Raw genomic sequence first — 11,613 nt, forward strand, 5'->3', positions numbered from 1 at the left:
GATTTTGTACATGCTTAAACAAGCGAAAATGTACATGTTTATCTTGACATTTACAAAATGGCCAAACTTCGGGTCTGATCCTATAATCACTAATGATTCAGGGGAGAAGACCTGTTTTAACATGGTAACGATCTGATTAAAAAAATAAATTGGTTGAAAGGTAAACCCTTGTTGAGTGATAAATAAATAAGGTAAATTTAATAATAATAAGAGTGATAAAAGAATTGATGAAAGCTTAATTGTGAATTGAGATATTTTATTTAACATTAAATCCCTCCGACATCTTTTTACAACATTATACAATAAATTCTATATTATTGTTTTATTTTTCTGAAAAATAAAAATACTATTAAATTTTATAGTATGTAAGATATATTTACAAGATAAAAAAGTGATAGCAGGGGGGCCGCGCTCTATGTTTATCAAGATAAAAGGACTAGTGAATCTAAAACAATAAACAAGAGCAAAATGCACAGAATTCTCATTCTGCGGGTAGTTACTTTTCTTGGCTTGATGGTTATGTAACGTGATCCCTAAAAATGAATATTGCTTTTCAACGCTTTTTCATGCAAATGAGTAGAACGTATGGAGGACTATGTATGTGTTGTTAATGAGAGGAAAGAGTGTATTGCGTAAAGAAGATAACGTAATTTTACCGCACGGAAAAGCTAAATTTAGTATATAAGTGAAATGGAATGAGGGGATTTACTTTTTGTTGTGAAAAAAATTTTCTTTTTATAACTTGATAAATGAAAAAATATTTTATATACTAATTCATGTAAACGGTTTACTAAATCTTATTTTGCTAGAAATGAAGGGAAGATTCGCATGGAAACAAGGGGGAGAGTAATCGGGATTGATATCGGTACCACAAGTACAAAAACGGTTGTGTTCACAGAAAAAGGAAAAGTCATTGCATCACATGCAATCGATTACCCAATTATTCAACCGAATGTAGGATGGGCTGAGCAAGATCCTGATGTAATATGTGCCGCTGTATACAAAAGTGTAAGCGTTGCCATTGAAAAAGGTAATGTATTACCAGAAGATATTTCTTCAATCGGTATTAGTACAGCTATGCACGCATTAATTGCAGTAGATGAAAATGGTGCGCCATTAACGCGTTCTATCATTTGGGCAGATAATCGAAGTACGAAGCAATCAGAAAAATTATTACAACAAATGAATGGGCATGAAATTTATAGACGTACAGGTACACCGATTCATCCGATGTCACCACTTTCTAAATTGTTATGGATGAAAGAAGAGGAACCAGAGTTATATACAAGTGCCTATAAATTCATTTCCATTAAAGAGTATGTGATTTACCAATTATTTTCACGCTACGTAGTTGATTATTCGATTGCTTCTGCTACAGGGTTATTTAATTTAGAAACATTAAACTGGGATGAAGATGTTTTGACTATGTTACATATGTCACCAGAACAATTATCAACCCCTGTACCCACTACATATATTTTATCAGGTATGAAGCCAGAATTAGCACAGAAGATGGGGATAAGTGCAGAAACACCAATTGTCATCGGAGCAAGTGATGGGGTTCTTGCAAATGTAGGAGTTGGTGCGATATCACCGGGTGCGGCTGCAATTACGATTGGAACGAGTGGTGCGGTTCGAACAATCTCATCAAATATAAATACAGATGAGAAAGGGAGAACGTTTTGTTACGCATTAACAGATGAGCACTGGGTAATCGGTGGTCCAACGAATAACGGCGGAATATTACTGAGATGGTTACGTGATGAATTTGGTAGTCCAGAGCAAGAAGTAGCAAGAAAGCTCGGCATTGATCCTTATGATTTATTAATTAAATATGCAGAAAGCGTACCAGCTGGAGCGGATGGGCTATTGTTCTTACCTTTCTTATCTGGAGAACGCGCACCTTACTGGAATGCAAACGCTCGTGGTACATTCTTTGGAATCAATCTTCAACATAAACGAGAACATTTTATACGTGCAGTGATGGAAGGTGTTTGTATGAGTGTATATTCAGTAGCACTCGCAATCAGGGATTGTACAGGGCCACTTACTGAAATACGAGTTTCAGGAGGGTTTGCAAAATCTGCATTTTGGAGACAAATGTTGTCCGATATGATGGGAAAAGAATTGTTTGTACCTGAAAGTCATGAAGCATCTGCGCTTGGGGCAGCGGCAGTTGCTTTATATGCTGTAGGAAAAATTGATTCTCTTGAAGAGGTAAAGGATTGGATTGATATTGTCCATCATCATGTACCGAATAAAGAAAATACGGCTATATATTTAGAAATGTTTTATATGTATGAACGACTTTACAATCGCTTGAAAGAAGAATTTGATTGTATAGCTGCTTTCCAACGTAAACAATAGGGGGATTGGGAGAAATGGTAGTTGGGATCGTACTAGCGGCAGTTGTCATACTACTTTTACTTATTACGGTAGTAAAATGGCATCCATTTGTCGCATTAATTTTAACAGCAATTGGTGTAGGTTTAGCAATGGGAATGCCTTTAATTGGAACTTCACCAAAAGATCCAGGGATTATTGATTCTATTAAACTAGGGCTTGGTAATACGTTAGGCTTTTTAGCGATAGTTTTAGCACTAGGAACGATGCTTGGAAAAATGATGGCCGAATCTGGCGGTGCTGAACGTATCGCTAACACATTAATTAATCGTTTTGGGAAGAAACGAGTTCACTGGGCGATGATGTTCGTTGCATTTTTAGTAGGGATTCCGGTATTTTTCCAAGTTGGATTCGTCCTATTAATTCCGTTAGTATTTACAATTGCGTTAGAAACTGGGGTATCACTTATTACAATCGGTATTCCGCTAGTAGCAGGACTGTCAGTCGTACACGGACTTGTCCCACCGCATCCAGCGGCAATGGCGGCAGTGGGTATTTTTAAAGCAGATGTAGGGAAGACAATTTTATATGCGTTAATTGTCGGACTTCCAACTGCAATTATTTCAGGTCCACTTTACGGGAAATGGATTGGTGCTCGTATACATAAGGAAGTACCATTAGATATAGCGGAGCAATTTATTGAAAGAGATAAGAAGAAAGAACTTCCTAGCTTCGGAAATACATTGTTTACTATTTTACTTCCAGTATTTCTTATGCTTGGTGCATCCATTGCTGAAGTAGCGTTACATAAAACGAGTCAACTTGCACAAGTGTTACACTTTATTGGAGATCCAATAGTCGCTTTATTAATTGCAACGATTTATTCTTTCTTTAGCCTTGGTTATGCAAAAGGATTTTCTAAAGATAAAGTATTACAATTTACAAATGATTGCCTTGGGCCAATTGCAAACATACTGTTAGTAATTGGTGCTGGTGGTGCATTTAATAAGGTATTATTAGATTCTGGAATTGGTACTACAATTGCTGAAATGGCGAAAGAATCACATATTTCACCAATATTACTTGGATGGGGAATTGCTGCACTTATCCGAGTTGCGACAGGATCGGCAACTGTTTCTATGATGACAGCAGCTGGTATTGTTGCGCCGATTGCAGCAAGTACACCAGGTGTAAATGTTGAATTATTAGCACTTGCAACAGGTGCAGGGTCATTAATTTTATCACACGTGAATGATTCAGGATTTTGGATGATTAAAGAGTATTTCGGAATGACTGTGAAAGAAACGTTATTAACATGGACTGCAATGGAGACTATATTATCTGTAGTAGCACTTGGGCTAATTTCGATATTAAATATATTTGTATAGAATAGGAGATTGATTAATATGAAACTAGGATTAATTGGATTAGGAAAAATGGGATTCCCATTAGCTGAACACTTACATGAAGACAAGCATGAAGTAGTTGTATACGATGTAAATAAAGAGCTTGTAGAAAAGGCAGGAAAACTAGGAATTACTGCACGTCATACATTAAAAGAAATGATCGCTGAATTAGAAGCTCCTCGTACGATCTGGGTAATGGTGCCTGCAGGAGAAGTTGTAGAGTCAGTATTAAAAGATGTGTATCCGTTATTAGATGAAGGTGATATCGTTATTGAAGGTGGAAATTCATTCTATAAAGATACGTTACGCCGTGCTGAAGAAGCAAAAAGCTTCGGATTACATTATGTAGATATCGGTACATCTGGCGGTGTAGAAGGAGCTAGATACGGTGCTTGTTTAATGGTTGGTGGAGAAAAAGAAATTTACGACCAATTAGAACCTTTATTTAAAGATTTAGCAGTAGAAAATGGCTATTCTTATGCTGGCCGCGTTGGTAGTGGTCATTTCTTAAAAATGGTTCATAACGGTATTGAATACGGCATGATGCAAGCAATTGCTGAAGGATTTGAAGTACTAGATAAGAGTGACTTTGATTTCAATTATGAAGATGTTGCAAAAGTATGGGCGAACGGATCAGTAATCCGCGGTTGGTTAATGGACTTAACTGAAAAAGCATTTGCAGATGATCCTAAACTTGATGGCATTAAAGGTGTAATGAACTCTTCAGGAGAAGGGAAATGGACTGTTGAAACTGCGCTTGAGTTACAAGCAGCGGCACCAGTAATCGCGATGTCATTATTTATGCGCTATCGTTCTCAGGAAGATGATACATTCCATGGAAAAGTAGTTTCAGCACTACGTAATCAGTTCGGTGGACATGAAGTTGTAAAAAAATAAGGATGTTTTTGAAAAGAAACTTGTGCATAAGCGCAAGTTTCTTTTTTATAGTTTAAGAAATTACTAATTTAAAAATACCAATCAATCATCGTTTTTTTGTCACAAATGACAGCGTCAACATTCATTGATTGAACAATATATTCTATATTTTCTTCTTTAGCTAATAATAAGGTTGTAAAGGAATCGTATATACTCATAAACGCATACTCATTGTCTTCTCCAGTAATAATTAACTCATTATTGCTAATGTCCCAAATATCTAATGGAGTAGTATTATTTACCTGTAATAATCCGTTTGTATCAAGAATTGGTTCAGAGAAATATAGATTTTTTGCACCTTTAGAACCGAGGAGTTTAAGTAATTTGTGTAATAAAAATATAGACGTATAATCTTCTGTTGGATAATAAAGATCTTTTTTTAAGTTTGAATGTAGCTTTTCAGCTAAATCCTCTCTTTTATATTCTTCTGAAAAGGCACTAATGGAAGTCAACATGGCCATTGCTAGGTCTGCGTATGAATGTAATCCACTACAAGACATCATTTCCTTCCAAGAAACGGATTTCCCATTGTGAATGATTTCTTCAGCGCTAGGATAGATGTGCTCATATGGTCTTTTTCTCACAGACTTTTCCCATCCTAAAGGCATTTGGACAAATGGATGTAGCAATATAGCTGCAGATTTAAAATTACTTGGTAGTTGTTCTAAAATTGGTGATTTGTCATCTAGCCAAATGTAATCCAACAAAATATAACCTTCTCTTAGACTTTGAAATGTACGGATTCCCGTATTATGTTTTTTTGTATTGATTGTATCAAATATAAAGCAAAGCATGAAATATGTCCCAACATAAAAGTAAGAATAAATAAAATGAAGTTTTCATAAATAGTAAAAGGGTGCTTATGTCATCAGTATAGCTAAAAAATGTTGTTACATATGAGAAGAGCGTGTTAATAAAATATGAGGTGGTTAAATGGGAAATGAGCAAGTGAAGTCTGTAAAGGAAGAAAAAAAGTTATGTCTTTGTATGATTGTCAAAAATGAGTCTAGAATTATGGAAAGATGTTTAAATGCAACAAAATCAATTGTAGATTATGTTTCTATTTGTGATACTGGATCGACGGATAATACGCCTGAAATTATTGAAAATTGGTGTAAGGAAAATGAGATACCTGGGACGGTTCATCATGAGCCGTTTAAAAACTTTGGTTATAACAGAAGTTTAGCTGTTTCATTAGCGCAAAAAACATATCCAGAAGCAGATTATTTATTAATATTAGATGCGGATATGATTTTAGAGGTTGATCCGAATTTCGATAAAACGAGCTTAACGGAAGATCATTATCTTACATTGCAATATGATGTTCATATTAAATATTGGCTTACACGTCTTTTGAAAGCTTCTTTATCATGGAAATCTGTCGGTGTTACTCATGAGTATTGGGATATAGATCGTTCAAAAGTTGGAGCGAATTACAATACGAGGGTAGATCGGTTAGAGACTCTTGTCGTGAATGATCCCGGAGATGGCGGGAGTAAAGCTGATAAATTTGAAAGAGATGAGAGGTTGTTGTTACAAGGAATAAATGACCCAGAAACAACGCCAGATTTGCATATAAGATATTTATTTTATTTAGCCCAAACTTATTTTCATTTAAGTCAATTTGAAGATTCGATTAAATGGTATAAAAAACGAGTGGAAGCAGGGGGGTGGGTTGAAGAGGTATTCTATTCGTTATTGCGAATAGGATTTTGTTATGAGCAGTTAGCAAATCGTTCAGCAAATAAACAAAATGAAGTGACAGATGCTGATGAAAAAGAAACTGTTAAAGGGCAAGAAGAGCAATATTTAGCATTAGCTGTTTTTTATTTTCAAAAAGCGTGGGAATATAGACCAACCCGGGCTGAACCATTATACCAACTTGCAAGGTTGTATCGATTACGATCTCAAAACAATATTGCTTTGATGTATGCTCTGCAAGGGAAGGAAATTCCTTTTCCAAAGGATGATCTTTTATTTGTAGATTATCATGTGTATGATTACTTATTTGACTATGAAATTTCTATTAGTGCTTTCTATATACCGCATAAAAAACATTTAGGGGCCGTGTCGCAAAAGTATTTGGAATCGATTAAAGAAGAGATTCCATTTCATATAGCAAATGTAGTAGAGAATAATGCGAAATTTTATTAAATACATTTTCGGTTAAAGGAGTAGTGGAGTAATCATGGAATTAATGCGATGGGCGATTGAACTAGGAGAATCGGTGCATGGAAATACGTATGAAGAATTGATGCCACTACTAGACTATTATTATGATCGTGATCATTTAAAAGCGTATTGTATCGCAAATCTTCTTTTAAACATGGATGTATTAGATGAACATCGGGAAAGAATCGAATTAAGAAGATGCATCGCTGCTTATTATGCTGGATTATATAAAGTAGCAAGAAAACATGCAAATGAGTTAGTACTTAAACATCCGGATGTAGATTTATATAAAAATAATTTAAAATTAATGGAAGCTTATTTGAATAAAGAATATGATTATTGTCTTTTTATATGCCCAAAGACATACGGTAGTTTCATAGATGTTGCGCGAGCTTTAAAGTGGCGGTTGGAGCAGGAGGGAAATACAGTAATTATATCAGAAACGATACTGGAAAATGTAAAGAATACAGTTGTTTTTGGAGCCCATACATACGCATATAACCCGAATCTTCTTCCGAAAGATGCAATTATTTATAATTTAGAACAGCTATACGAAGGAAGTCCATATGCACACCCCCTTTATTTAATATTATTAAAAGATAGAGTGATTTGGGATTATAGTAAACAAAATATAGAATGGCTAAAACAAAAAGGGGTAGGAAAAGAAATAAAACATGTAAAAATGAACTATGCTCCAACTTTGGAAATAAAAAAAGATGCATTTGAAGATGAGATTATTGAAGATATTGATATTCTGTTTATAGGTGCTCTTAATCCGAGGCGACAAGCTATTTTTGATCATCTAAAAGCGATTGCCCCGAATTTAAATATAGTTTTTAAAAATAATGCGTGGGGAATTGTTAGAAATGAATTGATTGCTAGAGCTAAAATTATATTAAATATTCATTTTTATTTATCAGGAATTCTTGAAACACCTCGCGTGTCTTATGCAGTCGCAAATAAGAAATTTATTATTTCCGAAAATAGTAATCCAGAAGATGAGGTAGAGTGGCCAGGAATTGTGTTTACTCCGTACGAAAAAATAATTGAAAACGTAATGAAATATATAGAATTACCAGAAGAACGGAAAAGATTAGCGGAAAAAGCATATAATCATTTTGAAGCAAATGAAAGTTTAGGTACATTGAGTCTCAGAGATGAAACGAAGTAATTGTGCGAAACTCATACGAAAGTATGAGTTCTTTTTTGTTTATCATACTATTTTATGAAACAAGTTAACTCTTAATATTGTGTTTTGTATAGAAATTTCTGATAATATATAAGTAGAACTTGAAAACAAAGGGGAGAAATAATCATGAAACTAGTCGTTATTAATGGTACACCAAGAAAATTTGGTAGAACTCGCGTGGTGGCAAAATATATTGCGGATCAATTTGAAGGGGAATTATATGATTTAGCAATTGAGGAGTTACCTTTATACAATGGAGAAGAGTCACAACGTGATTTAGAGGCAGTAAAAAAATTGAAAACATTAGTGAAAGCTGCGGATGGGGTTGTATTATGTACACCAGAATATCATAATGCGATGAGCGGTGCGCTGAAAAACTCTTTAGATTACTTAAGTAGTAGTGAATTTATTCATAAACCAGTTGCGTTGTTAGCGGTTGCTGGTGGCGGTAAAGGTGGAATAAATGCATTAAACAGCATGCGAACGGTCTCTAGAGGTGTTTATGCAAATGCCATTCCAAAACAAGTTGTGCTTGATGGATTACATGTGCAAGATGGTGAACTTGGGGAAGATGCCAAACCATTAATTCATGATGTAGTTAAAGAATTAAAAGCATATATGAGCGTATATAAAGAGGTGAAAAAGCAACTAGGAGTGGAGTGATATGTCCTCACTTTATCATGATTCTCGCTTGTATTACATTCTAGGGGCCAATAGTCTATCTGCTATTGGTTCCGGAATTGTTATGATAACGATTCCGTGGCTGTTAATTAAAGAGAGTGGAGGAGAGACAACGTTTGGTTATGTTTCTATCATTGCAACCCTCATTATGTTTTTATTAACACCATTCATTGGGCAAAGTATTGATCGTTTTTCAAGAAAATCTTTATTGTTATGTAACGAAGGAATCGGAATAGCCGTAATCGGAATAATGGTTATTTGGGGATTTGCTGGGCAACCTTATCATTCTATTCACTATATTCTTATTTATATAGCCGGATCATTCTACTATTTATTATTTTATCCTACAATATTTGCGTTCAACCAAGAGATATTTCAAGCAGAACATTATAAAAGTTTAAGTGGAACGATGGAAATACAAGGACAGTTAACACAAGTTATTTCTGGAGCGGCCGCGAGCTTCTTAATTGAAATTGTATCTTTGAAGTGGATTTTGTTAGTAGACATGTTAACTTTTGCTGGAGCATTTTTTCTTTTCTTATGTATACCGTACGTAAAGAAAAAAGAAGTGAAAAGAAAAATAACATTTAAGAAGCAATTGTTTGAAGGAATTCACTTTATGAAAAAACGTCCTAAGCTCTTTTGGTTCTTACTGGCCACTTATATGCCGTTTATAGGTGTTATGATGGCAAATTATTTAATACCAGTTTATATTTCGGATATACTTAAAGCCAATGCCTCTGTATACGCAATAGAGGGGATGATGTACGGTGTTGGAGCGGTTGTTGCAGGAATCTGTATTCCACTCATAATGAAATATGTAAAAACAGAAGTTTCAATCGTTATAACGATGTTTATTTATGTAATTTCAATTACCGCAATGATTATTGAACCTTCCGTAATTTTCTTATATGGACTTGCAATTTTTCATGCAGTTGGAAATGCGGGTACAAGAGTGGCGAGAAATGTATTGATGATGGAGGAAATTCCAAACGAAGTAATGGGACGTGTAGACAGCTTATTTCGCCTAATTGGTACTGGAATACGAATTTTATTATTAATGTTGTTTACAGCGGGTGTATCTAAAGTCGGAGTCATGCTGCCGTTTTACGTATTAAGCTGTATATTGATTTTCTCATTAGGAATCGCTATTTATTATGTACTATCACAACGTAAAGTAGCGGCGCATGTTTCTAATAAATCAATCGTTTGAAAAAACACTTCTGCCTCCCTTTCTTTTTCTATATAATAACAAGAAAGGGAGTGAATACTTATTTATGAACAAATGGATCTTTCTTATGATTTTATTATTACCGCCACTATACATCATTTATATGACGTTTCGAATGAACAAAGTTGCTCGTGAAAAGTTGAGCTATCACTCTCCGTACGTTCTTATACTGGGTGCAAAGTTATTTGGAGATAGACCGTCTTTATCTCTTCAAAATCGTTTGGATGTAGCGTTGGAGTATTTATTTTCCCATCCTGAAGCGAAAGTAATTGTTTCAGGTGGTCAAGGAGAAGATGAAGATATACCGGAAGCTCATAGCATGAGAAATTATTTAATGGTACACGGTATAGATGAGAGTCGTATTTTAATAGAAGATCAATCTACAAATACGTATGAAAACTTAAAATTTAGTATGGATTTATATAATGTGAAACATGCGGTAGTTGTAAGTAATACATATCATTTATATCGAACGAAAATAATTGCAAAGCGTTTAGGTATGAAGATGGAGGCGCTAGCTGCTGAAACACCAATTCGTTCTAAGAGAAAAATGTATGTTCGCGAATATGCTGCTATTATGAAAACAATATTGTTCGACCGTTAGAGCTCAAATGCGAGCTCTTTTTTAATTTAAAAGCGTATCATTTGAAATGAATGCCATATTCCATCAAAATAAAGGAAACAACAGTAAAGGAGTTGTGTTTGTGATTCAATTTAATCATGTGTCAAAATCGTATGAAGATGGCACGAAAGCAGTGGATTCATTGCATTTAGAAATTAAAAAGGGAGAATTTTTCGTTCTCATCGGTCCGAGTGGTTGCGGGAAAACAACGACAATGAAGATGATTAATCGTTTAATCGAAACGACTGAAGGATCGATTTTAATCGATGGAAAAGATATTCAACAATATAATATAAACGAATTACGTTGGGATATAGGATATGTGTTGCAACAGATTGCATTGTTTCCTCATATGACAATCGCTGAAAATATTGCAGTTGTTCCTGAAATGAGGCAATGGAGCAAAAAGGAAATAAAAGCACGCGTCGATGACTTGTTACATATGGTTGGATTAGATCCGGATATATATCGAGATCGTATGCCTGATGAATTGTCAGGAGGACAAAAACAACGTGTCGGTGTCGTGCGAGCATTAGCCGCAAACCCGAAAATCGTTCTTATGGATGAACCATTTAGTGCGTTAGATCCATTAAGTAGGGAACAGCTTCAGAAGGATATTGTACAGTTGCAAAAAAAGATTCAAAAAACAATCGTGTTCGTAACACATGATATGCAAGAAGCATTATCACTTGGAGATCGCATTTGTATTATGAAAGATGGAAAAGTTGTTCAACTAGATACACCAGAAGGAATTATACATAATCCGAAAAATGAATTTGTAGAGGAGTTCATTGGAAATCGTGGACGAACTTGGTATGAGGAGAAAAGTGTAGCAGATGTATTGCCGCTTGATCAAAGTGTGCAATTAGAAGGGCAGGCACTATCATTACATTCTTCTTTACAAGAAGCGTTAGTTCGTGTGCGTGATGAGGAGATCGTTCCAGTTGAAGAAAACGGTCAATATATTGGAGCGTTAACAAGTCGTCATATCGTCAATTACATTGTTGAACAAATGAAGGAGAGAGGCTAAACA

10 protein-coding genes and 1 pseudogene are annotated in these 11,613 nt (G+C 35.0%); 9 read left to right on the top strand and 2 right to left on the bottom strand.

What is annotated here, in order from left to right:
- Positions 1–267, bottom strand: a pseudogene (locus tag CQ064_RS20715) (hypothetical protein); the annotation flags it as partial.
- Between the two features lie 561 nt (positions 268–828).
- Between CQ064_RS20715 and gntK the strand changes: the two are divergent.
- Genes gntK through gnd form a run of 3 tightly spaced genes read left to right on the top strand, consistent with a single transcriptional unit; the run spans position 829 to position 4,646 of the window.
- Complete coding sequence (gene gntK, locus CQ064_RS20720; RefSeq protein WP_000449997.1) at positions 829–2,367, top strand: gluconokinase; 1,539 nt, start codon at positions 829–831, stop codon at positions 2,365–2,367.
- Positions 2,368–2,381: 14 nt separating this feature from the next.
- Positions 2,382–3,731, top strand: coding sequence for a GntP family permease (locus CQ064_RS20725; protein WP_000260205.1), 1,350 nt, complete (start codon positions 2,382–2,384; stop codon positions 3,729–3,731).
- Positions 3,732–3,749: 18 nt separating this feature from the next.
- On the top strand, positions 3,750–4,646 hold the full coding sequence (gnd, locus tag CQ064_RS20730; protein WP_000765981.1) for a phosphogluconate dehydrogenase (NAD(+)-dependent, decarboxylating): 897 nt from the start codon (positions 3,750–3,752) through the stop codon (positions 4,644–4,646).
- A gap of 68 nt (positions 4,647–4,714) precedes the next feature.
- Here the strand turns inward: gnd and CQ064_RS20735 are convergent, their stop codons facing one another.
- Positions 4,715–5,479 (bottom strand): DUF2711 domain-containing protein, encoded by a 765-nt coding sequence (locus CQ064_RS20735; RefSeq protein WP_000882218.1) that lies wholly within the window; start codon positions 5,477–5,479, stop codon positions 4,715–4,717.
- A 139-nt stretch (positions 5,480–5,618) separates the two neighbouring features.
- Here CQ064_RS20735 and CQ064_RS20740 point away from each other — a divergent pair, with 139 nt between their 5' ends.
- The 6 genes from CQ064_RS20740 (at position 5,619) to CQ064_RS20765 (ending at position 11,610) form a co-directional block, all read left to right on the top strand.
- Positions 5,619–6,839: a glycosyltransferase gene (locus CQ064_RS20740; protein WP_000526232.1), complete on the top strand. Its 1,221-nt coding sequence runs from the start codon at positions 5,619–5,621 to the stop codon at positions 6,837–6,839.
- Between the two features lie 34 nt (positions 6,840–6,873).
- Positions 6,874–8,028, top strand: coding sequence for a CgeB family protein (locus CQ064_RS20745; RefSeq protein WP_000422335.1), 1,155 nt, complete (start codon positions 6,874–6,876; stop codon positions 8,026–8,028).
- A gap of 144 nt (positions 8,029–8,172) precedes the next feature.
- Positions 8,173–8,709 carry an NADPH-dependent FMN reductase gene (locus CQ064_RS20750; RefSeq protein WP_000780357.1) on the top strand — a complete coding sequence of 179 codons (537 nt, stop codon included), beginning with the start codon at positions 8,173–8,175 and terminating at the stop codon, positions 8,707–8,709.
- Between the two features lies 1 nt (position 8,710).
- Entirely contained in the window at positions 8,711–9,940 is a 1,230-nt protein-coding gene (locus tag CQ064_RS20755) for an MFS transporter (protein WP_000097160.1), read from the top strand.
- 64 nt (positions 9,941–10,004) lie between these two features.
- On the top strand, positions 10,005–10,562 hold the full coding sequence (locus tag CQ064_RS20760) for a YdcF family protein (protein WP_001045718.1): 558 nt from the start codon (positions 10,005–10,007) through the stop codon (positions 10,560–10,562).
- Positions 10,563–10,662: 100 nt separating this feature from the next.
- A complete protein-coding gene (locus CQ064_RS20765) occupies positions 10,663–11,610 on the top strand; it encodes an ABC transporter ATP-binding protein (RefSeq protein ID WP_000614073.1) in 948 nt (315 codons plus the stop codon).
- The last annotated feature ends 3 nt before the right edge of the window (positions 11,611–11,613 follow it).

It is taken from the genome of Bacillus sp. MYb78 (genome assembly GCF_002975115.1).
Taxonomy (GTDB): domain Bacteria; phylum Bacillota; class Bacilli; order Bacillales; family Bacillaceae_G; genus Bacillus_A; species Bacillus_A cereus.

Excerpts from the sequence above, each read along its gene's own strand:
- CQ064_RS20760 (WP_001045718.1), top strand. The coding sequence starts at position 10,005 with ATGAACAAATGGATCTTTCTTATGATTTTATTATTACCGCCACTATAC.
- CQ064_RS20740 (WP_000526232.1), top strand. The coding sequence starts at position 5,619 with ATGGGAAATGAGCAAGTGAAGTCTGTAAAGGAAGAAAAAAAGTTATGT.
- CQ064_RS20735 (WP_000882218.1), bottom strand. The coding sequence starts at position 5,479 with ATGCTTTGCTTTATATTTGATACAATCAATACAAAAAAACATAATACG.
- CQ064_RS20750 (WP_000780357.1), top strand. The coding sequence starts at position 8,173 with ATGAAACTAGTCGTTATTAATGGTACACCAAGAAAATTTGGTAGAACT.
- CQ064_RS20745 (WP_000422335.1), top strand. The coding sequence starts at position 6,874 with ATGGAATTAATGCGATGGGCGATTGAACTAGGAGAATCGGTGCATGGA.
- gntK (WP_000449997.1), top strand. The coding sequence starts at position 829 with ATGGAAACAAGGGGGAGAGTAATCGGGATTGATATCGGTACCACAAGT.
- gnd (WP_000765981.1), top strand. The coding sequence starts at position 3,750 with ATGAAACTAGGATTAATTGGATTAGGAAAAATGGGATTCCCATTAGCT.
- CQ064_RS20725 (WP_000260205.1), top strand. The coding sequence starts at position 2,382 with ATGGTAGTTGGGATCGTACTAGCGGCAGTTGTCATACTACTTTTACTT.
- CQ064_RS20755 (WP_000097160.1), top strand. The coding sequence starts at position 8,711 with ATGTCCTCACTTTATCATGATTCTCGCTTGTATTACATTCTAGGGGCC.